We start from the raw sequence: 21,641 nt of genomic DNA on the forward strand, positions 1-21,641 counted from the left end.
ACCGCGCCTTAGGAAGCCGCCGACAGGGCTGCGTTCTTGCGAGCAATGCGCGCCCTGATGGTTTCGACATCGGCGCGCGGCGTGGCAGCAAACAAAGTCTTCGTGTAGCTGTGCTGCGGGTCACTGAAAACCTGATCGCGCGTACCGTATTCCACAGCCTCGCCGTAGTACATGACCATGACATCGTCGGCCATATAGCGGACGACCGAGAGATCGTGGCTGATGAAGACGTAGGTGAGGTTCAGTTCGTCCTGCAGGTCAGCGAGCAGATTAAGCACCTGCGCCTGCACCGACAGGTCAAGTGCGGACACCGGCTCATCGAGAACCAGGAGCCGCGGATTGAGCATCAAGGCACGAGCAATCGCGATGCGCTGACGCTGGCCGCCGGAAAACATATGCGGATAGCGGTTGAAGTGGACTTCCTGCAAGCCGACCTTCTTCAGCATCGCCATCGCCAATGAACGCCGCTCAGCAGCCGGCGTATCGGTGTTGATGATCAGCGGTTCCATCAGGATGTCGCCGATCTTTTTGCGCGGGTTCAGCGAACCGTAGGGGTTCTGGAAGACGATCTGCACCTTGCGGCGCATATCAGGCGTCAGATCGCCGGCGGCAATATCGACCTTGTTGCCATCGATGAACAACTCGCCGTCGCTGGCGGGGTCGATCATTGTGATGATGCGTGCGAGTGTGGACTTGCCGCAGCCGCTTTCGCCGACGATTGCCAGCGTCTTGCCCTGCTCCACCTTGAAATTGACGCCCTTGACGGCGTGCACGGTCTTCTCTTTCTTGAAGAGGCCGCCCGGCAGATAGTAGTTGCGGACGATATTCTTGCCTTCGAGGACTGGCGTCATTGGGCCGCTCCTTCCACCGTCTTATCCTGGTTGAAGATTTCGCCGATAGTCGGCAGGCGGTCGCCGGTGGCATTGTCGGGCAGAGCGGCCAGCAGTGCACGGGTGTAGTCGCTCTTGGGGGATTCGAAGAGGGACAGCACGTCGGCCTCCTCCATCTTGCGACCCTTATACTGGACGATGACGCGATCGGCGGTCTCGGCCACGACACCCATATTGTGAGTGATCATGATCAGGCCCATGCCATGCTCGATCTGCAGACGCATCAAGAGATCGAGGATCTGCTTCTGGATCGTGACGTCGAGCGCCGTCGTCGGCTCGTCGGCGATCAGCAGCTTCGGATTGCAGGCAATGGCGATGGCGATCATCACGCGCTGGCACTGGCCACCCGACATCTGGTGCGGGAAGTGGCCGAGACGCTCGGCGGGGTTGGGAATGCCGACGGCCTCGAACAGTTCGATGGCGCGCTTGCGGCGCTCCGCCTTGTTCATGCCGAGATGGATTCTCAGAACCTCTTCGATCTGGAACCCGACCGTAAAGCAGGGGTTGAGGCTGGCTATCGGCTCCTGGAAGATCATCGACATGTCCTTGCCGATGATGTCGCGCCGTTCGCTGGCCGACATGCCGAGCAAATTGCGGCCGTCAAAGACCATCTTGTCCGCAGTCACCTTTGCCGTCCACGGCAGGAGCCCCATTGCCGCGAGCATCGAGACCGACTTGCCGGATCCAGATTCGCCAACGATCGCTAGAACTTCGCCCGCATGGACCTTGAGTGAGACGCCGTCAACGGCGCGAAACGGACCCGTTGAGGTCTGGAACTCGACGACGAGATTTTCAATTTCTAGAAGTGCCATCTCAGGACCTCTTAAGCTTGGGATCAAGCGCATCGCGCAGACCGTCGCCCATCAGGTTGATGGCGAGAACGGTAATCAGGATGCAGAGACCCGGGAAAGTGACGAGCGACGGCGAGCTCTGGAAGAATTCACGCGCATCGGCCAGCATCGTGCCCCACTCGGCAGTCGGGGGCTGGGCGCCCATGCCGAGGAAGCCGAGCGCTGCGGCATCGAGGATGGCAGCCGAGAACGCAAGCGTCGCCTGGACGATCAACGGTGCCAGACAATTCGGCAATATCGTCTTGAACATGATACGAAACGTGCCTGCCCCGGCCACACGGGAAGCCACGACATATTCCTTCTCACGCTCGCTCATCACGGCGGCGCGCGTCAGACGTACGAAATGCGGCTGGTTGACGATCGAGATCGCGATCATGGCGTTCAGCAGGCCGGGTCCGAGTACCGCGACCAGCACGAGAGCCAGCAGCAGCGATGGGAAGGCCAGGATGATATCCATGAAGCGCATGATGATCGTATCGGTGCGGCCACGGAAGTAGCCGGCGATCAGGCCGAGCAGCACGCCGGCAACAGCCGACAGCGAGGCAACGACGAGACCGATGAACAGCGAGAAGCGCGTGCCGTAGATCAGGCGCGAAAGCATGTCGCGACCGACAGCATCGGTGCCGAGCAGGAACGAGCTGTTGCCGCCTTCGGCCCATACTGGCGGCAGACGTTGCATGCCCGACGGTACGTTCGGGTCGTGCGGCGCAATCCATGGCGCGAAGATCGCCATCACCAGCACGACAAGAAAGACACCGAATCCGATCACGGCACCCTTGTTGCGTGAAAAATAGTACCAGAACTCAGCGAGCGCGGACGGCTGGGTCGACTTGGTGGTTGCTACACTCATAAGTCGCTCCTAGTGCCTGATGCGTGGGTTGATGAGACCGTACATGAGATCGACGATCAGATTGACGAGCATGATGATGGCGGCGATCAGAAGCAGACCGCCCTGCACGACGGTGTAGTCGCGCTTGAAGACGGCATCGACCATCCACTTGCCGATACCCGGCCAGGAGAAGATCGTCTCCGTCAGGATCGCACCGCCGAGCAGCACGCCGACTTGCAGACCGATTGAGGTGACGACCGGGATCATCGCATTGCGCAGCGCATGGACGCCGACGACGCGCAAAGGCGCGAGGCCCTTGGAGCGGGCCGTGCGAACATAGTCTTCGCCGAGAACCTCAAGCATGGCCGAACGCGTCTGGCGCGCGATGACGGCGAGCGGGATTGTGCCCAGCACGATCGTCGGAAGGATCAGCGATACGAAGGCGGACTTGAAAGCGCCCGGCTGACCCGACAGCAGGCTGTCGATCAGCATGAAGCCGGTGACCGGCTTGAAGAAATACATCAGCGAGATACGTCCGGAGACCGGCGTCCAGTGCAGTGTATTCGAGAACAAGACGATGAGGAGCAGGCCCCACCAGAAGATCGGCATCGAATAGCCGACAAGGGCGACACCCATGACGCCCTGGTCGAACCATGTTCCCCGCTTGACGGCCGCGAAGATGCCCGCCGGGATGCCGAGAATGATGGCAAACAGGATGGCGCAGATCGACAGCTCCAGCGTCGCCGGGAACAACGAGCGGAATTCCTGCAACACGGGACGCTTGGTCACGATCGACGAGCCAAGATCACCCTGCAGCACGTTGCCGAGGTAATCGAAGTATTGCACGTAGATCGGGCGGTCGAGACCGAGATCGTGCATGATCTCCGCATGGCGCTCCGGCGCCATGACGCGCTCGCCCGACATCAGCATGACAGGGTCACCCGGCAGCAAGCGAATGAACGCGAAGGCGATGAGAGAAACGCCGACGAAAGTCGGGATCAGGACAGCGAGGCGTCCGATGAAAAATCGCAACATTGGCTAGTATCCATATTAGTCCGGCGGTCAGGTATCAAACCTGACCGCCGGCCACGCCCGGTCTTGCCGGACATCTTTGCATAGTTTTGGTTATTCGGCGATATCAACGCCGTCGAAGCGGTGAACACCGACCGGGTCCTGCACGTAGCCGGAAACCTTGGCGCTCATCGGAACGAATTCCGTAGAGTGGTCGATCGTCGCCCACGGAGCTTCCTTCTTGAAGACGACCTGCGCCTGTTCGTAGAGCTTGGTGCGCTCTGCGACGTCGGCTGTGGTCTTCGCCTTCTTCACCAAGGCGTCGAATTCCTTGTTGCACCACTGTGCGCGGTTGTTGCCGCCAACAGCTTCGCAGCCAAGAAGGGTGTCGAGGAAGTTGTCCGGATCGCCGTTGTCACCTGTCCAGCCAAGGATGGCGGCGCCGTCACGGTTCTTGTCCTTGGACAGCTTCAGGTATTCGGCCCATTCGTGCGTGACGATGTCGACCTTGACGCCGACCTTGGCGAGGTCAGCCTGCATCAGTTCAGCGGCGCGACGTGCATTCAGCATGTACGGACGCGAAACCGGCATCGCCCAGATCTTCATGCTGAGATCCTTGACGCCAGCCGCTTCAAGCATCTTCTTTGCTTCATCCGGGCTGTACGGGTCGTCCTTGATGGAGTTGTCGTAGGACCACATCGTCGGCGGGATCGGGTTCTTGGCAACCTGGCCAGCGCCCTGGAAGACGGCATCGACGATCGCCTGCTTGTTGATCGCCATGTTCAGCGCCTTGCGCACTTCAGGCTTGTCGAACGGCGCCTGCAGCGTGTTGTAGGCGAGGTAGGCAACGTTCAGGCCCGGCTGTTCCAGAACCTTCAGGTTCGAGTCGGCCTTGAGGTCCTTGACGTCGGCTGCGTTCGGATAAGGCATGATGTGGCATTCGCCGGCCTTGAGCTTCTGGGTGCGGACCGATGCGTCCGGCGTGATCGCGAAAACGAGATCGTCGATCTTTTCCTTGCCCTTGAAGTAGCTTTCGTTGGCCTTGTAGCGGATGACGGCATCCGGCTGGTAGGCTACGAAGGTGAACGGGCCGGTGCCGAGCGGCATCTGGTTCATCTGTTCCATCTTGCCGTCGGCCTGCAGCTTGTCTGCATATTCCTTCGACAGAACCGAAGCGAAGTCCATTGCCAGGTCGGCGAGGAACGGTGCTTCCGGGCGGTTCAGGGTGAACTTGACAGTCAGGTCATCGACCTTCTCGACGGACTTGATGAGTTCCGGGAAGCCCATGCCGGCAGCGTATTCGTAAGAAACACCTGCAACATACTTGGCCCACGGGCTGTCAGCCTTCAGCTGGCGCTCGAACGAGAAGACGATGTCATCGGCGTTGAGATCGCGGCTCGGCGTGAAGAACTCGGTCGTCTGGAACTTGACACCCGGACGGAGCTTGAAAGTGTACTGCGTGCCGTCATCCGAAACGGTCCAGCTTTCGGCAAGGCCCGGCTCGATTTCCGTCTTGCCATGCTGGAACTCGACGAGACGGCTGTAGACCGTACGCGAGGACGCATCGAAGGTGGTGCCTGCCGTGTAGATGCCCGGATCGAAGCCTTCCGGCGATCCTTCTGAGCAATACACGAGCGTTTTCGACCAAGCCGCCGACGCCATGGCAGAAGCCAGAACGGTCGCTGCCAAGAGGACAGAGATCTTTTTCATGATTTCGTTTCCCAGGTTTGTTCTTTTTTACGTTTTTGAGATCCCGGATAGGCATCCGGATCGACGGCAGATGGAACGATATTTGTCTGCTGAAATCAACGACTCCAGTGGAAAATTTTTCCAGCCGGACAACTTTAGTAATTTTATGCCAAAAATAGGCCTTATTTGGAAATATTAGGACTGGATAAACCCGTTTTTAGTCGCATTTGGCATAATTTGGCGTCGCTGACGGCGCAGCGGCGCAATTTTCCCGTGAATTTTCATCGGCAAGGGAAGAACAAAACAACCGCAGACACGCTCTGGGTGCCCGCGGTCGTATGGAACTGGCGGCAATGGTCAGGCGGCGGGGACAGCAGCGGGCACCTGCCTGCGGTATGGCTGCTCACCAGTCAGGCCGAGCAGGAAGTTGATCTGCGGGCGCGCCTTTACCAGATCGTCGATCGAGTACTGCGCGAGGACTTCGAAGAAGGCGTTCAGGGCCTTGCGAAGCGCCGAGTTCAAACCGCAGCTGTCAACCAGCGGGCATTCCACCATGCCGTCATCTTCGAAACACTCGGCCATGGCGAAACTGTCTTCAGTTACCCGCACGATATCGAACAGGCTGATGTCCTTTGCAGGTCTGCCGAGGCGAACGCCGCCGTTGCGGCCGCGAACGGTTTCAACAAGCCCGGCCTTGTTCAAAGGCTGCAGAATCTTGAAAAGGAAAAGTTCTGAAACGCCATATGCCCTGGCAATTTCAGGGATTCGGCTCAGATGTCCGTCGTTGGCAGCGCAGTACATCAACATGCGAACCGCATAGTTGGTCTGTTTCGTCAAACGCATGCCGGTCTCCAGATTCGTTCTCGTCCAAGTCGCTATATAGTGGCTTTGCTAGTTTTGAACAATTCCAAAATATGAAAATCGCAATCACGTTTGTGCGGCCCGTCGCCGCGCATGTGAAACGAAAAGCGGGCTCCGATCAAGAGCCCGCTTCATCTATTGGGTTGCTTTCCGCCCTTACTTCATCGTCGGCATGACGAATTCCGCACCAGCCTTGATACCGGACGGCCAGCGGGCGGTGATGGTCTTAGTCTTGGTCCAGAACTTAATCGAGTCCGTTCCGTGCTGGTTCAGATCACCAAAGCTCGAGGCTTTCCAGCCGCCGAACGAGTGGTAGGCGAGCGGAACAGGGATCGGTACATTGATGCCGATCATCCCGATGTTGATGCGAGACGCAAAGTCGCGGGCGGCGTCGCCGTCGCGCGTGTAGATCGCAACGCCGTTGCCGTATTCGTGCTTCATCGGAAGGTCGAGTGCTTCCTCGTAGTTGTTGGCGCGCACGACTGAAAGGACCGGCCCAAAGATCTCGGTCTTGTAGATATCCATCTCAGGCGTGACATGGTCGAACAGCGTGCCGCCAACGAAGTAACCGTCCTCGTAACCCTGCAGCTTGAAGCCGCGACCGTCCACGACCAGCTTGGCGCCCTGCTCGACACCGCGATCGATAAGGCCGTTGACGCGGTTGTAGGCGTCCTTGGTGACAAGCGGACCCATGTCCGCCTTGTCATCGGTATATGGGCCGATGCGCAGCGACTCGATCTTTGGCGTCAGCTTCTCGACGAGGCGGTTTGCCGTGTCTTCGCCGACAGGAACGGCAACCGAGATCGCCATGCAGCGTTCGCCAGCAGAGCCATAGCCCGCGCCCATCAAGGCGTTGACGGCCTGATCCATGTCGGCATCCGGCATAATGATCATGTGGTTCTTGGCGCCACCGAAGCACTGCGCGCGCTTTCCGTTCATGGCGGCCGTGCCGTAAACATAGCGAGCGATCGGCGTCGAACCGACGAACGTCACGGCGCTGATGTCGGGATCCGTCAGGATGGCGTCAACCGCAGCCTTGTCGCCATTGACGACGTTGAGAATGCCGGCAGGCAGGCCAGCTTCGATCATCAGTTCGGCAAGCCGCATCGGAACCGAAGGGTCTCGCTCGGAGGGCTTCAGGATGAATGCATTGCCGCAGGCGATCGCCGGGGCGAACATCCACATCGGGATCATCGCGGGGAAATTGAAGGGGGTGATGCCGGCGCCGATGCCGACAGCCTGGCGCATCGAATACATATCGATCGCCGGGCCAGCGCCTTCGGTGAACTCGCCCTTCTGCAGGTGCGGGATGCCGCAAACAAATTCGCAGACTTCCAGGCCACGAACGATGTCTCCCTTCGAGTCCTCGACCGTCTTGCCATGCTCCCTTGAGAGCAATTCGGCAAGCTCATCCATATGCTTGTGCAGGAGTTCGACGAACTTGAAGAAAACGCGGGCACGGCGCTGCGGGTTGGTCGCTGCCCACTTCGGCTGCGCGGCCTTGGCATTTTCAACGGCGGCATGAAGCTCGCTGGCGCTGGCGAGTGCCACGGTGGCCTGAACCTCACCCGTTGCCGGGTTGAAGACGTTGCTTGAGCGACCGCTGGTGCCCGCGACATGCTTGCCGCCAATGAAATGACCGATCTCTGGCATGGATTTGCCTCCTCCTGTTTGTGTGTAATTCACAATCGCACTTCAATTTGCACAGATCAATGAGCTGATGTAAGCAACAGTTGTGCGTAATTTGAAGCTCTGCGCGTCAACCGACGCTTCCGGCCCAGATGCCGCAGGCATTGAGAGGTTACTTCATGAGCAGTCAACGTGTCGTCAGGATGGCGGAGCTCGAAATCGATCCCGACCAGCTCCAGCGCTATCTTGCCTTGCTGGCAGAGGAGATCGAAGCTTCGGTTGCGCTTGAGGATGGCGTTCTTTCCCTTAACGCGGTCTCCATCAAGGAGAGCCCGCACAAGATCCGCATCATCGAGGTCTACGCGGATCAGGATGCCTACGTCACTCATCTGCAGACGCCGCATTTTCTGAAATACAAAAACGAGACCTCCGGGATGGTGACATCGCTTGTGCTGGTCGATGTCGATCCCGTCATCATGCGCGGCAAGCCATGAATTGGGACGATGTCCGCGTTTTCCTTGCCATCGCCCGCACGGGGCAGATCCTCGGCGCGTCGAAAAGGCTGGGGGTCAACCATGCCACGCTCTCGCGACGGCTCACTTCCCTGGAAGAGGCGCTGAAAACCCGTCTCTTCGTCCGCCGCACCAATGGTTGCGAGCTGACGGCGCAGGGCGAGGTCTTCCTCGCCTCGGCCGAGCGAATGGAAACAGAAATGCTTGCCGCACAGGCCAATCTCGGCCGGACCGATACGGCCATTGCCGGGACCGTTCGCATTGGGGCGCCAGACGGCTTCGGCGTTTCATTCCTTGCGCCGCGCATGGGCAGGCTGATCGAACGCCATCCGGAACTGAAAATCCAGCTCGTTCCCGTTCCGCGATCCTTTTCCCTCTCGCAGCGCGAGGCCGATATCGCCATCACGCTCGAAAGGCCGGAACAGGGACGGCTCGTCTCATCGAAGCTCACCGACTACACGCTCGGCCTCTATGGGTCACGCCATTATCTTGCGTCAGCAGGCATGCCCATCGACATCGAAACCTTGAAGGGGCATCCGCGCATCGGCTACGTGGAGGACCTCATCTTTACCGCTTCCCTCAATTTTTCCGGTGAAGTGATGCGCAGCTGGAACGCCTCTTTCGAGATATCCACGGCGATCGGCCAGACAGAGGCAGTCCGTTCGGGAGCGGGCGTCGGCATCCTGCACGACTACATTGCACGCCAGCACGATGAACTGGTGCGGATTCTTCCCGAGGTTTCGATCCGGCGCGCCTACTGGACAACCTATCACGAAAGCGCCCGCGATCTCGTTCGCGTGCGCACCGTCGCCGATTTCCTGCAGGAACTGGTCAGTTGCGAGCGACAGATTTTTCTGTGATGTCAGCCGACATGCTTGGCCGGCGCATCGTTTTCGTCGGGGTTGGGATTTGGAAGTTCGTCCGGCGCGACGTCGGGATCAGGTTCCTTGATCGGGGGTTCCGGCGTCCAGCCCGGACCTGGCATCGGCGGCTGATCGGGAACAGGTTCGTTTGGAACGGACATCTCGCGTACTCCGTCTTGCGTGTATCACAGACCCTATCTGTCGGGCGACAATGCTTCGGCCGCGCGAACCGGCATGCTGTCGATGATAGCAAAGAGTTCGCCGCTGTTGATCGGTTCGCTGACTTTCAGCTTCACGGTACCATCCTTTCCAACAAGGAACGCCGCAAACTCTCCGGCCTCCGGGCAACCCAGATCTCGTGCAATCGAACCCCCATCGAGATCCTGACCGCTCCCAAACAGAACTCCGACCTCATCACCCATGATTTTCAGGAGGACGATATCGCGCTCCTGAAGCGCATCCCGATCGGCCAGCAGTTGATTTTCCTGTCGCGCGGCACGGGCATTGCCCCGGTCGGCAAACACGATCAGCACCCGGTTCCTCCACTGGAATTGCTCCAGACTGACAAGGGCGGAGTAAGCGCTGTTCGTCTCATCAACCTTTGTCGCACCATACAGAAGTGTTTTTGACATTCGAGTTTCTCCTACGACGTTCAACGCCCCAGGAAGGAATCGGGTTCCCTAACCCCGCCACGATTTCCGGAGTTGCCAACACCCCCCGACCACGAGCAGCAAAATAGAGATAACCCCAAAGCAAAGTGACACTGTTGTGGACTGATCAAGGTTGGACGGGACCTGCGAGGCGATCGCCGTTTGCGGCATCCGAGTGGAAACCAGGACATAGGCTGTTCGACAAACGGCCACCGAAGCAATGATCAACCCGGCAAGGTCGATGAAGCGGCGGTGCGACCGCATGCCGCCAAGAAAGACGGTTGCAAGACCGGAAAGATACGCCATCGGCAAAAGATAAGCGGCGGCGCCGAGCAGATAGATGTCCCTGAGGACGACATCGTCGGATGCACCCATGAAGTTGATGTTGAGTATCGGCAACACGGTCGCCGCAATGGAAAACATCGCCAGCGCACTCCGCTGCGCAAGTGCGATGGCGTCAATCCGATTTGTGCCGAGGCGATGAACGCGGCCCATGTGTGCTCCCGATACGGCAATTCCGCCGCGCGCTCCTGGCGCCGGCTTCTTCCGGACGGACATTCGCCTCAAAGTTGCTAACGCACCATACTACCGCCGACGGTAAAACTACCCTCGCCCACGGGTCATGGACCCGGTTTCTCCAGCATGGTTAAAGAGGATTTAAAGAGTGTCGGGAGAATGCCCAAAGCCCCTGAGAGGAAGCCGGCAGGGCCGGGCGGGCACATGCCTGCCCGGCCTTGAAATTCGCAATCACATTGGAACGAATGAAGAGAGCGGTACCTGCAATGCGGCAGCAATCCGCTTAAGCTTGGCTGGATCGGCACCCTCACCGCTCTCAATTTCCTGGATTTCACCGGCGATCAAACCACAGGTGACCGCGAGATCGTCGACGCTATACCCGACAGCTTCGCGCGCCACCTTCACAGCAGCAGCCACATCGATTGCCGTTGCCTTGGATTCATCCAGATTGTTGAGCGAAATGGACATTTAAGTCTCCTTCTGAAATCACTCTGAATTAGCCCCCGCGCCGGAAAATGGCACTCCGGATCACATTTTGCAATGCGGTATGATTAATTCGTGATCGCCAGAATGCCCACCAGATAGGCTATTCCCCGGAGTCGGCTAGAAAATAACCGGCTTGATCATTGTGTTTAAAGCGAAATTTCTGGTCGGTCGAATGTGCTCAAAAACCGGTGGAATCGCCACAATTCGACCTTCAATACTAACGCTTTCGCTGCCACCTGGCGCATCTGCCGCCCAACTGCTGCCATTTTTCGGTTGAGTCGACCAACTCCATCCAGGCCCGCTTTGCACCGTAAATTTTGCTCATGACGGACTCGGCACCTTTGCGTGACGGCTGCCGCAACATTGCTTGAATGTCTGGCCCGAACCGCAGGGACATGGATCGCCGCTGCGGAACTGCAATCGACCGATCAATCGCAGCATCACCGCGGACGGCAACACAGCCGCGACGAGTGCTGCCAGCTTCGCCGAGATTCCCGGCACCACGAGGCGGCGACCGGACCGAAATCCTTGCCATGCACGTTCAGCGACATATTCCGGCTCAAGCTTCGGTAGAATTTTGAACAGCGCTGCCCGGTTGGCCCCGGACTTTTCCAGGAACTCCGTCGCCACCGGCCCTGGCGCGACACAGGTGACAGTGACGCTGGAGCGGCGCAGTTCGTAGTGAAGCGCCTCGGAAAACGATCGCACGAAACCCTTGCTGGCATAGTACAAGGCCATGTAGGGGCCGGGAGTGAAGCTGGCTATCGAGCTCAGATTGAGCACGCCGCCACGCCGGCGCGCGACCATGCCCGGGAGGAAGCGAAGCGTCAGATCTGTCAGGACGCGGATGTTGAGATCAACCATGCCGAGTTGATCGCCATGCGACAGGGCAACGGCTGCACCGCGCAAACCATAGCCGGCACTGTTGACCAGGACGTCGCAAAACAAGCTGTTTTCGGAAAGGTAGCCTTCCAGGAGGGCCGCTGCGTCGGCGGTCTGGAGATCCAACTCGAACGTGTACGGCTGGCCGCCCGCCGCCCGCACCTTGGCGGCCGCAACCGCCAGCCCTTCCGCCGAGCGAGCGACCAGAACGACAGCACCCAGTTCCTTCGACGCAACCTCCGCAATTGCCAATCCGATCCCGCGCGATGCGCCCACGACGACAACGGCCGGCTGAAAGTCGCTTTGCTGGATCATATCGCAGTCCCGGATATCGCCTTGCCGTGTCCAGATTCGGGGCGGGAAAGGTCCCCAACCTCCGCTGCAACCTGATTGTTCAATATGATTTCGAAGCGCTCCAGCGCCCGCGCGACATTGGCGCCATCCATTACCCGGTGATCGTAGTGTATGCGCACCGTCACCAACCCATTCTCATCGATCGGCCCGTAGTTCAGGAGGGTTGTCAGGGGCGTGAGGGGATTGAGCGATTCAGCACCGAGGCCGGAATAGACCGAGAGCTGAAAGGTTCCGAAAAACCGTGCGCGCTGTCGCCCGATATTCAGCCCAAGCCACATCAACAGCCACCTGACGGGCCCCGGTGCGCGGGCAATTTTCAAGGCGCGCCGGAACTGCTTCACCTCCAGCACCGGACTCGATCTTGCCGCATGGATCGAGGCGCCCAAATCAGGAATGGACTGCTCCTCGGGGCACCTGATCGTCGTCAGCAATACCACGCGCTCGCCGTCGAGCTCGCGCTCATGGGCGATGGACGCCACACTTTCCGGATATTCGTACAGCTGCCGCCTCGGCCACTTCACGTAAGCACGCCGCAGTTCAGGCGTTTCCGCCGAGAGAAGTGCGTAGCCCTTCAGGAAAAGCACCGTCCAGGATGGTCTTTCCTCCAGCGCGGCTCTGGTCCTCAATAGCGCGTCCAGGTTCATCTGCCGCTGCACGGTGACGCGCGGAACACCGATCGAGAACCTCATCAGGTCGCCAACGAGGCGCCGTGACGGCGAAAGCCTGATCGCTCGGCCCTTCATCATGCCACCCCTAATAAAGATACGGTATAATACGCTTGGTCCTGTCCATATACTCGCGGTAGCGAGGACCGAAGACCTCCAGCATCATGCGCTCTTCCTTGTCCACCCGCAGGAAGAAAAGCACCGCGAAGCCCAGCAGTCCGGCAAGCCCCACGACCCAGTTCGCCAGAAGGAAAGCCTGGCCAACGCCCATGAGCAGGAACGAGGTATACATCGGGTGACGCACGAGAGCGTATGGCCCGCCGCTGACCAGCTCGTGCTGGTCGCGGATCTGCAGCGAGATGGACCAGTTCCTGCCGAGCTCCTTGTGAGTCCTGCGAAAGACCCACATTGCCGCGAAGAAACAAAGCGCCCCGAGCACCACGGCCCAAACATGGGCTTCGTAGTCCGCCCATCTCGGGATGCCGGTCGCCACGTAAAAACCGGGAACGGCAGCGAGGCCGAAGAGGGCCGTCGCAAGCCCGAATACCTCTACGCCAGAACGCCGATCGGTGACGACGCGAACGCGCTTGGCCCGGCGCTCGAAGGGGTAGCGAATAATGTACCAGGCGATGATGCCCAGCACCCACGCAATCTGACCCGCAGCACCTACAGAGACATTCACTTCAACTCACCGGGACCTTTCTGCAATCTGCGATCGAATATACCAAGAATAACACACCTGATCGCGCTTATCCCGTATTCATCTCTCGAAGCTTCGTGATGAACTGTTGCGGCCTTAGCCAAATACTGGGAGTCTTATATCCCATGGAGCGTGCGATGTCCGCTACAAAAGCGTTGCAGTTGTATATCGACGCTTCCCAGAATTTCGATTTGGCCTGCAGCTTCCGTATATAAGCGACTGTCTCGCGGTATTCAGCCTCGGTCAGCAGCACGCGCCAGCTGGCTGATCTGTAGGCCTCTTCCAAATCACCGTCGGTTGCGCCGGTCGAAGCCGGCACGGGCACAAAGTGGCCGATCACGTACGGTCCGGGATCAGCGGAGGCCGGGGCGAGACCCGCAACCTCTGGATTGATCATGCCGCCGCCTTTGTCCAAACGACCAAAAACAGCATAGGTATGACCGTAGGTCAGCGCATAACGGGAGCGAAATTCGATGAAGTAGCGATTGGCTTCGGATGTCTTGAGCTGCGCGCCGCTGGCATCTGATACGAAGCGCGGTTGTGGCGGTTTATCATCCGTCTGACAGGAAGTTAACGCGAGCGTGAACAATACAAATAGTGACAGGCGGCTCTTAGTAGGCGTCATCCGCAAGAGCAATCTCCCGAGCTCGAATGAGCGCAGAACGGACAAACTTACAACCGCATTCAAACCAACAGCAAGCTGCAAGGCCGGTCTAGCCCGGACAAGTAATGGGGAAGGGCCAGCGACTGGCCCTTCCCCAAGCTGAGTGCCAGCTGTTACTTCGTGATAGGTGCAGGTTCCGCCATTGGCGGCGGAGCTTTACCTTTGCCTTTGCCAACGCCGGCGCACGAACTCAGGCTCGCGACGGAAAACAAGGCAACAACGGATAGAATTAGAATTCTGCTCATCAAGTAGTCCTCTCCTTTAAGCACGGAATAGGTTATCGAAGGCAACGAATCTACTAATAGCGGCAAAATACTCGCAAGCCAAGTGCAGAAAGGACACACTGGCTTCCAGCCTGCCCCGGGCATGTTGCAATGCCTAACAGACAGTGCCGCTGTCGGCACAAAATGTAAGTATTATACGACCAATACGGGCGTTCCGATGGGAACGCGGCTATAGAGATGCACGATGTCCTCGTTCGTCAGGCGAATGCAGCCGTTGGAGACGGCCTGGCCGATCAACCATGGCTCATTTGTGCCATGCAGGCGAAAATAGGTATCCTGACTTCCCCGATACAGGTAAAGCGCAGCCGCGCCCAGCGGATTGTTGGGGCCGCCCGGCACACCGCCCGCATACTCGGCCAAACGCGGCTTACGCTCGATCATGCTGGCTGTGGGCGTCCATGACGGCCACTCCGCCTTTCGGCCGATGGTCGCCCTGCCCTTCAGGGTCAATCCCTCTTCACCGACAGCCACGGCATAGCGCGTCGCCATGCCAGCCGGCTCGACAAGATATAGGGAACGCTCGGCCGTGTTGACGACGATGGTGCCCAGAGGCTCGTCGCCGTTGTACACGACCTCACGTCGTCGATATCGTGGATTTAGCCGCGTCCCCTCGGCGTAGTATGGGGTTTCGAACGGCCACCTCGGCGTAGTACACCCGGACGCCAGCAAAGCAAGACCGGACAGGACGATCCCCCGGCGCGTAATTCCGTTATTGTCCATTTTCACCCGCTAAAGATCAGTAAGCCCTGCTGCCGTGTTTAACATCCAAAGCCCCCCCGGCCAAGTCTCGAGATTACAAAGTTGGTCGCTTTGCACCTGCATTCGCGCTGTGCCGTTACTCTGCGCGCCGTGCCTGCTCTCCTGCGCCCCGCGGTGCGCGGACAGACCGTCACAACCAGTACGACATCGGGCAACGGTACCAAACAAGCAGGGCGGGTCTTGCCGATATCGTGGTGGGCGCCATTTCTCCGATCTATCAACCCTCTTGCATGAACCATTCGCCTCTGCTCGATTGGATCACGATAGGGGTAAGAAGGAATGACTCGATGAAGCTGGGCTTCGAAGGGAAGGTCGCGATCGTAACGGGCGCGGGCTCGGGGATAGGCGAGGCCATTGCACGACAACTCGCGAATCAGGGGGCCAAGGTCGTCATCGCTGATATCGATGGGACCTCTGCCAAGAAGATCACGGCGGAAATCCGTGCGGACGGAGGCAAGGCCAGTGACTTCGTGGTCGATGTCACCGATGCCAGTGCGGTGGAAAAACTGATCCGGTTCGCCGTGGACGAGTGCGGCGGCCTGCATCTGGCCGTCAACAATGCCGGCGTCGACGGTCCTCGAAGAGCGACCGCGGATTACCCGCTCGACGGCTGGCACAAGGTGATGGACGTCAACCTCAATGGCGTCTTCTATTGCATGAAGTACGAAATCGCCGCGATGGTGAAAGCCGGCGGCGGCTCCATCGTCAACATTTCGTCCGTGCTGGGATGCGTCGGTCTGCCGACCGTATCGGCCTATACCGCAGCCAAGCACGCGGTCGTGGGGCTGACGAAAACGGCGGCGATCGAATATGCGAGATTCGGGGTGCGCATAAATGTCGTCGGCCCAGGCTGGATCGACACACCGCTCCTGACGGAACATTCGGAGCTGACAAACAGCCGCCGGATGACCGCGCTGCAGCCGATGGGCAGGCGCGGCAAACCGGAAGAGGTTGCGTCTGTCGTATGCTTCCTGTTGTCCGATCAAGCGAGCTTTGTCACCGGAAGCTATCATCCGGTGGACGGCGCCTACACCGCGCACTGACGGCGCAACGCCACCTGAGCGTGGATATCACCCGAATATCTGGGAGGAAGAAATGGTACGGTTGGGGGGTCTCGAACCTCCGACCTCAGGTGCCACAAACCTGCGCTCTAACCAACTGAGCTACAACCGCACAAATCGCGTCTGACGCGACGGGGGTCACATACGAGGACTTGAAAATTAATTCAAGTCCTATCTCCCCTCAATATACAAAAAGGCCGGACGAATGGTCCAGCCTTTTTGATCTCATTCGCTAGGATCAGGCAGCCTTGAACGACGCCATGACCTTTTCGGCGGCTTCCTTGGAAGGCTTTGCAAGCTTCTCGGCAACCTGCTTCGAGGTCTCCTGCATCGACTTCGCCTGCTCGATGGTCAACTCGACCTGCTTGCGCAGGAAAGTGGTCTGCAGTTCGACGAGTTCGGCGACCGACTTGACGGCGAGTAGCGCTTCCATGTGCGTCAGCGAGTTCTCGGCATTCGTGCGCAGAGCCTCGATAGCCTTGTGGCCGATCTCGACAGCCCCTGCCTGCGCCGTCTGGACGGTCGTCTCCAGAGTCTTGCCAGCTTCTTCACCGGCGCTCTTCATCTTCGCGTAGGCTTCGCGCGACTGCAGCGCGCCCTTTTCGGCAAAGTCGCGGAACGATTCGGAGAACTTCGACGGGTCGAATGAGGACATTGAAAAGACGTCGTCCATTTTTATGTTAGCCACTTGTCTGCGCTCCTGTTGCCTGGGCATCGGTGATAGCCTCATAGGTTAGATGAATATCATATAGACAAACTTATTGTGCATTGCAACATATTTGTGCGTCGCACAACGCGTTAACCTTTCCGGCCGAAAGCCTGGCGCTGCGCTGGACCCCATTCAGGGCTATCGTTATTAATAGTTTGTTAATTCGACAGTGACCGAAACTGAAGGTTCGATCATGCCAGCAGTCCAGTATCCATTCATCGATATCGCGGTGCACCCCCGTGTACGGGAGCGTTTTTCGCATGGCGAGGCGATGGTGCTGTTTTCCGCGGACCTTTCGCGTGCGCTCTGGGCGAACGGCGCCGGCGCCGAACTTTTCGGGCAATCGGTGGTCTATGATCTTCTGGACCAAGGCATAAGCAAGTCCGACATCACGTTTCGGCAGCTCCAAACCACGGCCAGCCAGCTTGCCGGTGTCGGCGACCGGCGCAATTTCACGGTCCGCATCGTGCGTGGCTTCCAGCGCGTGCCCGCCCAGGCAACGGTCGAACTGATCCGTCTCTCCTCCGGCGAGCGGGCGGTGCTTGCCTCCCTGCCCGTCGCGACCAACCCACTTTCCATCAAGGCGTCCGCCGAGCAGATGCTGAGGGGGCTCGAGGATCCCGACACCCATATGGCGGTTATCGGCGCAAACGGCGAAATCATCGCCGCTTCCTCGGGCTTTGCTTCGCTCGGCGTTACCCAGCAGACCGCGATGACGATGACCGCTCTCGCCGGCGATCATGCCGACCGGCTGATCAAGCGGCCGGTCGCGACCGGTAAGGGCTACCTCCCGGCCGCCGTCGGCCGAATCAGCGAAGAACCGGCGCTCAACCTTCTTTTCGCCGTCGAAACCGTCATCGGGCATCTCGATCCGATGGATCCCGTAGCCTCCGAACCGGATTTATCCACAGCCACCGTTAACCATGATCAGGTCGCAACCTCGTCGACTTTCGTCGAAATGATCGATGCGGTGGCCGGCATCGAGGAGATCGAGGAGGCACCCGAGGAAAACGCTCACGCCGACGGCCCTCATGACCCTGAGCGGTCGACGGAAGTGGCGGCAAGTGCCGAGCCGACCATGCATGCAGACGCCGAGGCGGCCATGCCAGCAGAGCCCGTGCCGGAAAACATCGACCCCGCCGATGACCTGCCTGCCACGGTTGACGCGAACGTCGTGGATACCGGGGTCGCCACTGGAGAGGATTTGCCTGGGGACGCGCAAGTGCCGCAGCCAGAAGTCGACGACTCCGCGGCCACGCTGACCACGAATGAGGTCCCCGCGAATGAAGAGCAGCCTATCGATGAAGGCGGCGCCGAAGAAGCCGCTGCGGAGACCGAAACAAATGGCACCGGCGCATCCTCGACCGATATCGAGATGGGTGCCGCATCCGCCGCACCTGCCTTCGTCTTCAATCCCAACAGTCGCGCGACGCGCTTCGTTTGGAAGATAGACGCACAGGGACGGTTCAGCGAAGTGTCCAACGAATTCGCCGAAGCGGTAGGGCCACACGCTTCAAATGTCGTCGGTTCCGCATTCAGCGATATTTCGGCGCTGTTCAATCTCGATCCGGAAGGCAAGATTGCCGAGGCGCTTGCGCGCCGCGACACGTGGTCCGGCAAGACGATCCAGTGGCCCATCGAGGGAACCAGCCTTGCCGTGCCGGTCGACCTCGCGGCGCTGCCGACCTACACGAGAAGTCGGGAGTTCGACGGGTTTCGCGGATTCGGCGTCGTACGCTTTTCAGATGCAGCCGAAGATCCATTGGCACTTGGGTTGACGTTTGGGCCGGACGGCATTGGCCACGATCTCGTCGGGCTCGACCAGCCAGTCGATCATGCCGAGGTAAATACCACCGAACTAGTTGAACCGGAGACGCCAGCAGCAGAGGCTTCAATACCCCCCGAGACGGGGCCGGATGAGCCCGCGACAGCGGAAGACGCGGCGAAGGACCCCGAGAGCGCCGGTGTGGCCGAGGCGGCTTTGGAAGGTCCCAAAGCGCTCCAACCGCCGGCCTTGCGGATTGTCGATGATCCAAGTCGCCGATTGACCGACAAGATCGTGCAGCTTCACGGGGCCGGCCCGACTCTCACCTCCGCTGAACAGGCGAATTTCCGCGAGATTGCCAAGCGCCTGGAAGCGTTTGGCGTGCGCGAGACCGAACCGGCCAAGCATCAAGTGCGCGAAGAGATAGCTCCGCTCGTTGAGCCACCGGCCGCAGACGAGGCGCACGGCCGCTTGGCGGACGGTTCGGCGGAACACGAGGAAACGCAGGTAGAGGCGACGCCTACAGGCGAACCGGTTGCGGCGAGAGAACTGGAAACGGGCGACGACGAGGTTACCGAAGGTCTCGAGGAGACCGTGAGCCAGATGGAGATGCTTGCGAGCTTCATCCCGCCGCGCGTGAAGATGACCGACGGGCTTTCTGCCGAAATGATCGACCAGCTTCCCGTTGCCGTGCTCATCCACGCCGGCGATCAGTTGATCCATGCCAACCCGGAATTCATGCGTTTGACGGGCTATGAAACATTGGAGGCCCTGAGCGAGGTCGGCGGCATCGATGCCTTGCTGCAGCGGCGCGATTTGCAGGAAAAAGCAGGCCATTCCGGTTCAATGATGCTTGTGACTGTCGACGACAAACTGGTCCCGGTGACGGCACGGCTGCAATCCATACGCTGGGGGGACTCGACTGCGTTGATGCTCGCGTTGATGCCTGCCGGCAGTGCCGTGGTCGTTCCGGCACCTGCCGCAGCACCCGCGGAGCCTCGATCCACCGACCGAATGATCGAGAAGGTTGCCAAACTGCAGATCGAGGTGGAGGAGTTGCGGTCCATCCTGGAAACCGCAACCGACGGCGTCGTCGTCATCGGCGCGGAGGGCGACATCCGCTCGATGAACCGCTCGGCAAGTGCGCTCTTCAACTATGATGAGGAAGATACACGCGGGAAGCCCTTCGTCATGCTGTTCGCGCATGAGAGCCAGAAGGCGGTGCTCGACTATCTCAACGGCCTTTCCGGCCACGGTGTCGCAAGTGTGCTGAACGACGGCCGCGAGGTTATCGGCCGCGAAGCTGCGGGGGGCTTCGTGCCACTGTTCATGACGATGGGCCTGCTCACCTCCTCGAGCGGCTACTGCGCGGTCATCCGCGACATCACGCAGTGGAAGCGCACCGAGGATGAACTGCGCAGTGCCAAGAGCGCCGCCGAGACCGCCAATGAACACAAGACCGACTTCCTGGCTCGCGTCAGCCACGAGATCCGCACGCCGCTCAACGCAATCATCGGCTTCTCCGACATGATGGCGACCGAGCGCTTCGGCCCGATCGGCCACCCCCGATACGTCGAGTACGCCAACGACATCGGCCGCTCCGGACGCCATGTCCTCGATATCGTCAACGATCTGCTCGACATATCGAAGATCGAAGCCGGCGAGATGGAGCTCGATTTCGACGCCATCGGCTTGAACGAAGCGATTTCGGAAGCGGTGGCGCTGCTCCAGCCGCAGGCAAACAGCCAGCGCGTCATCATCCGCACCGCGCTTTCGCAGGCAGTGCCGGAGGTCGTCGCCGACCTGCGTTCGATCAAGCAGATCGCCTTGAATATCCTTTCGAACGCCATCCGGTTCACGCCGTCGGGCGGCCAGATCGTTGTGTCGACCTCCTACGAGGCGAATGGCTGCGTCGTCGTTCGGGTGCGCGACACCGGCATCGGCATGACGCGAAGCGAGCTCGATCAGGCAATGAAGCCGTTCCGCCAGGTCGCGACCCAGTCGCGCCACCGTGGTGACGGCACCGGCCTGGGCCTGCCACTGACGAAGGCGATGGTCGACGCCAACCGTGCCATCTTCGCCATCAGTTCGGCACCGAACGAAGGCACCCTTGTCGAGATCACCTTTCCGTCGCAGCGGGTCCTGGCCGGTTAAAAAAAGGCAGCCAAGAGGCTGCCTGAAAATTGGGGTGCTGTTCAACAAGGGCGTAGTCGGTCTAACATCATGTTCCATGGAGCAGGGCGCGCCCCAAGCTGCCTCGTTCATATGCAGCCCCAAGTCACGTTCACCTTTGACGAAGGTTTCTTAACGAAAAGTTGCCGAAGCCGCTAATCTCTCCGAGGTGAAAGATCGCAGTTTGCTTAAGGTTTTAGCGACTTGCAGCTTTTGCGCGCTGTCGCCTCAAGCTATATTCGGACCCCTGCGGTGGAGATTTTGCGGCATGGCGAAGCTCGTCTTTGGAATGAACCAGTCTCTGGACGGCTACGTCGACCACCTGGAATTTGCGCCTGGGCCTACGCTCTTTCGTCACTGGATAGATCAGGTGCGCGACCTGACGGGAAGTGTGTACGGTCGCGGCATGTACGAGATCATGCGTTATTGGGACGAAGACCGTCCTGAGTGGAGTGCGGAGCATCGCGAGTTCGCGGCGGCGTGGCGGCGCCAACCGAAGTGGGTGGTATCACGCTCGTCGAAGTCAGTCGGCCCCAACGCCACACTTGTCGATGATGACATCGAGGCAGTGATAGGTGGCCTGAAGGCCCGGCTCGTTGGGGAGATCGCGATTTCCGGACCAGAACTGGCAGGAAGCCTAACCGACCTTGGCCTTATCGACGAGTATCGACTCTACTTCCACCCGGTCGTGCTTGGTCGCGGCAAGCCATTCTTCGCCGGCCCGCGGCCACCACTGCGCCTGGTTTCCACCGATCACGTTGGCGAGGACGTGATCCGGTTGACGTTCGTTCCTGCCTAGTCGCGTGTCTCGGCAGATGCGTTGACCCGTCTGATCCGTT

23 protein-coding genes and 1 tRNA gene are annotated in these 21,641 nt (G+C 59.5%); 5 read left to right on the plus strand and 19 right to left on the minus strand.

Going from position 1 to position 21,641, the window contains the following annotated elements:
• Window positions 1-8: 8 nt before the first annotated feature.
• From ASC90_RS20720 to ASC90_RS20750, 7 genes are all read right to left on the minus strand, one after another.
• The gene (locus ASC90_RS20720) at window positions 9-851 is read right to left on the minus strand and encodes a dipeptide ABC transporter ATP-binding protein (protein WP_056544534.1); all 843 of its coding nucleotides are present in this window, start codon (window positions 849-851) and stop codon (window positions 9-11) included.
• A complete protein-coding gene (locus ASC90_RS20725) occupies window positions 848-1,702 on the minus strand; it encodes an ABC transporter ATP-binding protein (RefSeq protein WP_082520002.1) in 855 nt (284 codons plus the stop codon). The genes ASC90_RS20720 and ASC90_RS20725 overlap by 4 nt, the downstream gene beginning before the upstream one ends.
• Before the next feature lies 1 nt (window position 1,703).
• Window positions 1,704-2,591, minus strand: coding sequence for an ABC transporter permease subunit (locus tag ASC90_RS20730; RefSeq protein WP_056544537.1), 888 nt, complete (start codon window positions 2,589-2,591; stop codon window positions 1,704-1,706).
• A 9-nt stretch (window positions 2,592-2,600) separates the two neighbouring features.
• A complete protein-coding gene (locus tag ASC90_RS20735) occupies window positions 2,601-3,605 on the minus strand; it encodes an ABC transporter permease subunit (protein ID WP_056544540.1) in 1,005 nt (334 codons plus the stop codon).
• 90 nt (window positions 3,606-3,695) lie between these two features.
• Entirely contained in the window at window positions 3,696-5,291 is a 1,596-nt protein-coding gene (locus ASC90_RS20740; RefSeq protein WP_056544543.1) for an ABC transporter substrate-binding protein, read from the minus strand.
• A 336-nt stretch (window positions 5,292-5,627) separates the two neighbouring features.
• Window positions 5,628-6,113 (minus strand): iron-responsive transcriptional regulator RirA, encoded by a 486-nt coding sequence (gene rirA, locus ASC90_RS20745; RefSeq protein ID WP_056544546.1) that lies wholly within the window; start codon window positions 6,111-6,113, stop codon window positions 5,628-5,630.
• Window positions 6,114-6,287: 174 nt separating this feature from the next.
• Window positions 6,288-7,784 (minus strand): CoA-acylating methylmalonate-semialdehyde dehydrogenase, encoded by a 1,497-nt coding sequence (locus tag ASC90_RS20750; RefSeq protein ID WP_056544548.1) that lies wholly within the window; start codon window positions 7,782-7,784, stop codon window positions 6,288-6,290.
• 155 nt (window positions 7,785-7,939) lie between these two features.
• On the opposite strand from ASC90_RS20750, the gene ASC90_RS20755 reads away from it, so the two are divergent.
• Together ASC90_RS20755 and ASC90_RS20760 are read left to right on the plus strand one after the other, a co-directional pair.
• A complete protein-coding gene (locus ASC90_RS20755; RefSeq protein ID WP_056544551.1) occupies window positions 7,940-8,254 on the plus strand; it encodes a putative quinol monooxygenase in 315 nt (104 codons plus the stop codon).
• A complete protein-coding gene (locus ASC90_RS20760) occupies window positions 8,251-9,132 on the plus strand; it encodes a LysR family transcriptional regulator (RefSeq protein ID WP_056544555.1) in 882 nt (293 codons plus the stop codon). Before ASC90_RS20755 ends, ASC90_RS20760 begins: the two co-directional genes overlap by 4 nt.
• Before the next feature lie 2 nt (window positions 9,133-9,134).
• On the opposite strand, the gene ASC90_RS29475 is transcribed toward ASC90_RS20760, so the two are convergent.
• The 10 genes from ASC90_RS29475 to ASC90_RS20800 all read right to left on the minus strand — a co-directional run bounded on the left by ASC90_RS29475 (window position 9,135) and on the right by ASC90_RS20800 (window position 15,056).
• Window positions 9,135-9,296, minus strand: coding sequence for a hypothetical protein (locus tag ASC90_RS29475; protein WP_200950928.1), 162 nt, complete (start codon window positions 9,294-9,296; stop codon window positions 9,135-9,137).
• A gap of 33 nt (window positions 9,297-9,329) precedes the next feature.
• On the minus strand, window positions 9,330-9,767 hold the full coding sequence (locus ASC90_RS20765) for a DUF4174 domain-containing protein (protein WP_056544557.1): 438 nt from the start codon (window positions 9,765-9,767) through the stop codon (window positions 9,330-9,332).
• A gap of 48 nt (window positions 9,768-9,815) precedes the next feature.
• A complete protein-coding gene (locus tag ASC90_RS20770; protein WP_056544560.1) occupies window positions 9,816-10,280 on the minus strand; it encodes a hypothetical protein in 465 nt (154 codons plus the stop codon).
• Between the two features lie 252 nt (window positions 10,281-10,532).
• Window positions 10,533-10,769 (minus strand): helix-turn-helix domain-containing protein, encoded by a 237-nt coding sequence (locus ASC90_RS20775; protein ID WP_056544563.1) that lies wholly within the window; start codon window positions 10,767-10,769, stop codon window positions 10,533-10,535.
• A gap of 339 nt (window positions 10,770-11,108) precedes the next feature.
• Window positions 11,109-11,984 (minus strand): SDR family NAD(P)-dependent oxidoreductase, encoded by an 876-nt coding sequence (locus ASC90_RS20780; protein ID WP_056544567.1) that lies wholly within the window; start codon window positions 11,982-11,984, stop codon window positions 11,109-11,111.
• On the minus strand, window positions 11,981-12,766 hold the full coding sequence (locus tag ASC90_RS20785; protein WP_056544991.1) for a hypothetical protein: 786 nt from the start codon (window positions 12,764-12,766) through the stop codon (window positions 11,981-11,983). Before ASC90_RS20785 ends, ASC90_RS20780 begins: the two co-directional genes overlap by 4 nt.
• Before the next feature lie 10 nt (window positions 12,767-12,776).
• Window positions 12,777-13,370: a protein-S-isoprenylcysteine O-methyltransferase gene (locus ASC90_RS20790; RefSeq protein WP_056544569.1), complete on the minus strand. Its 594-nt coding sequence runs from the start codon at window positions 13,368-13,370 to the stop codon at window positions 12,777-12,779.
• 67 nt (window positions 13,371-13,437) lie between these two features.
• Window positions 13,438-14,013 carry a hypothetical protein gene (locus ASC90_RS20795; RefSeq protein ID WP_056544572.1) on the minus strand — a complete coding sequence of 192 codons (576 nt, stop codon included), beginning with the start codon at window positions 14,011-14,013 and terminating at the stop codon, window positions 13,438-13,440.
• 152 nt (window positions 14,014-14,165) lie between these two features.
• A complete protein-coding gene (locus ASC90_RS30085; RefSeq protein ID WP_082520003.1) occupies window positions 14,166-14,297 on the minus strand; it encodes an ABC transporter in 132 nt (43 codons plus the stop codon).
• Window positions 14,298-14,468: 171 nt separating this feature from the next.
• Window positions 14,469-15,056 (minus strand): L,D-transpeptidase, encoded by a 588-nt coding sequence (locus tag ASC90_RS20800; RefSeq protein ID WP_056544575.1) that lies wholly within the window; start codon window positions 15,054-15,056, stop codon window positions 14,469-14,471.
• 326 nt (window positions 15,057-15,382) lie between these two features.
• Between ASC90_RS20800 and ASC90_RS20805 the strand changes: the two genes are divergently transcribed.
• Window positions 15,383-16,138, plus strand: a complete 756-nt coding sequence (locus ASC90_RS20805) for an SDR family NAD(P)-dependent oxidoreductase (RefSeq protein ID WP_056544578.1) — start codon at window positions 15,383-15,385, stop codon at window positions 16,136-16,138.
• 53 nt (window positions 16,139-16,191) lie between these two features.
• Here ASC90_RS20805 and ASC90_RS20810 read toward each other — a convergent pair.
• Window positions 16,192-16,268 (minus strand) — tRNA-His (locus ASC90_RS20810).
• A gap of 126 nt (window positions 16,269-16,394) precedes the next feature.
• Window positions 16,395-16,844 carry a phasin gene (locus ASC90_RS20815; RefSeq protein WP_056544581.1) on the minus strand — a complete coding sequence of 150 codons (450 nt, stop codon included), beginning with the start codon at window positions 16,842-16,844 and terminating at the stop codon, window positions 16,395-16,397.
• Between the two features lie 214 nt (window positions 16,845-17,058).
• Between ASC90_RS20815 and ASC90_RS20820 the strand changes: the two genes are divergently transcribed.
• Window positions 17,059-20,784, plus strand: coding sequence for a PAS domain-containing sensor histidine kinase (locus tag ASC90_RS20820; protein WP_056544584.1), 3,726 nt, complete (start codon window positions 17,059-17,061; stop codon window positions 20,782-20,784).
• 286 nt (window positions 20,785-21,070) lie between these two features.
• Window positions 21,071-21,601 carry a dihydrofolate reductase family protein gene (locus ASC90_RS20825; RefSeq protein WP_056544588.1) on the plus strand — a complete coding sequence of 177 codons (531 nt, stop codon included), beginning with the start codon at window positions 21,071-21,073 and terminating at the stop codon, window positions 21,599-21,601.
• Window positions 21,602-21,641 lie beyond the last annotated feature (40 nt).

Source organism: Rhizobium sp. Root1220 (genome assembly GCF_001426265.1).
GTDB lineage: Bacteria > Pseudomonadota > Alphaproteobacteria > Rhizobiales > Rhizobiaceae > Rhizobium.

What these genes read in the sequence shown, in the direction of transcription:
- ASC90_RS20755 (WP_056544551.1), top strand. Translation starts at nt 7,940, where the DNA reads ATGAGCAGTCAACGTGTCGTCAGGATGGCGGAGCTCGAAATCGATCCC.
- ASC90_RS29475 (WP_200950928.1), bottom strand. Translation starts at nt 9,296, where the DNA reads ATGTCCGTTCCAAACGAACCTGTTCCCGATCAGCCGCCGATGCCAGGT.
- ASC90_RS20775 (WP_056544563.1), bottom strand. Translation starts at nt 10,769, where the DNA reads ATGTCCATTTCGCTCAACAATCTGGATGAATCCAAGGCAACGGCAATC.
- ASC90_RS30085 (WP_082520003.1), bottom strand. Translation starts at nt 14,297, where the DNA reads ATGAGCAGAATTCTAATTCTATCCGTTGTTGCCTTGTTTTCCGTCGCG.
- ASC90_RS20800 (WP_056544575.1), bottom strand. Translation starts at nt 15,056, where the DNA reads ATGGACAATAACGGAATTACGCGCCGGGGGATCGTCCTGTCCGGTCTT.
- ASC90_RS20805 (WP_056544578.1), top strand. Translation starts at nt 15,383, where the DNA reads ATGAAGCTGGGCTTCGAAGGGAAGGTCGCGATCGTAACGGGCGCGGGC.
- ASC90_RS20780 (WP_056544567.1), bottom strand. Translation starts at nt 11,984, where the DNA reads ATGATCCAGCAAAGCGACTTTCAGCCGGCCGTTGTCGTCGTGGGCGCA.
- ASC90_RS20825 (WP_056544588.1), top strand. Translation starts at nt 21,071, where the DNA reads ATGGCGAAGCTCGTCTTTGGAATGAACCAGTCTCTGGACGGCTACGTC.
- ASC90_RS20795 (WP_056544572.1), bottom strand. Translation starts at nt 14,013, where the DNA reads ATGACGCCTACTAAGAGCCGCCTGTCACTATTTGTATTGTTCACGCTC.
- ASC90_RS20735 (WP_056544540.1), bottom strand. Translation starts at nt 3,605, where the DNA reads ATGTTGCGATTTTTCATCGGACGCCTCGCTGTCCTGATCCCGACTTTC.
- ASC90_RS20765 (WP_056544557.1), bottom strand. Translation starts at nt 9,767, where the DNA reads ATGTCAAAAACACTTCTGTATGGTGCGACAAAGGTTGATGAGACGAAC.
- ASC90_RS20770 (WP_056544560.1), bottom strand. Translation starts at nt 10,280, where the DNA reads ATGGGCCGCGTTCATCGCCTCGGCACAAATCGGATTGACGCCATCGCA.
- ASC90_RS20820 (WP_056544584.1), top strand. Translation starts at nt 17,059, where the DNA reads ATGCCAGCAGTCCAGTATCCATTCATCGATATCGCGGTGCACCCCCGT.
- ASC90_RS20760 (WP_056544555.1), top strand. Translation starts at nt 8,251, where the DNA reads ATGAATTGGGACGATGTCCGCGTTTTCCTTGCCATCGCCCGCACGGGG.
- ASC90_RS20785 (WP_056544991.1), bottom strand. Translation starts at nt 12,766, where the DNA reads ATGAAGGGCCGAGCGATCAGGCTTTCGCCGTCACGGCGCCTCGTTGGC.
- ASC90_RS20720 (WP_056544534.1), bottom strand. Translation starts at nt 851, where the DNA reads ATGACGCCAGTCCTCGAAGGCAAGAATATCGTCCGCAACTACTATCTG.
- ASC90_RS20750 (WP_056544548.1), bottom strand. Translation starts at nt 7,784, where the DNA reads ATGCCAGAGATCGGTCATTTCATTGGCGGCAAGCATGTCGCGGGCACC.
- ASC90_RS20740 (WP_056544543.1), bottom strand. Translation starts at nt 5,291, where the DNA reads ATGAAAAAGATCTCTGTCCTCTTGGCAGCGACCGTTCTGGCTTCTGCC.
- ASC90_RS20730 (WP_056544537.1), bottom strand. Translation starts at nt 2,591, where the DNA reads ATGAGTGTAGCAACCACCAAGTCGACCCAGCCGTCCGCGCTCGCTGAG.
- ASC90_RS20725 (WP_082520002.1), bottom strand. Translation starts at nt 1,702, where the DNA reads ATGGCACTTCTAGAAATTGAAAATCTCGTCGTCGAGTTCCAGACCTCA.
- rirA (WP_056544546.1), bottom strand. Translation starts at nt 6,113, where the DNA reads ATGCGTTTGACGAAACAGACCAACTATGCGGTTCGCATGTTGATGTAC.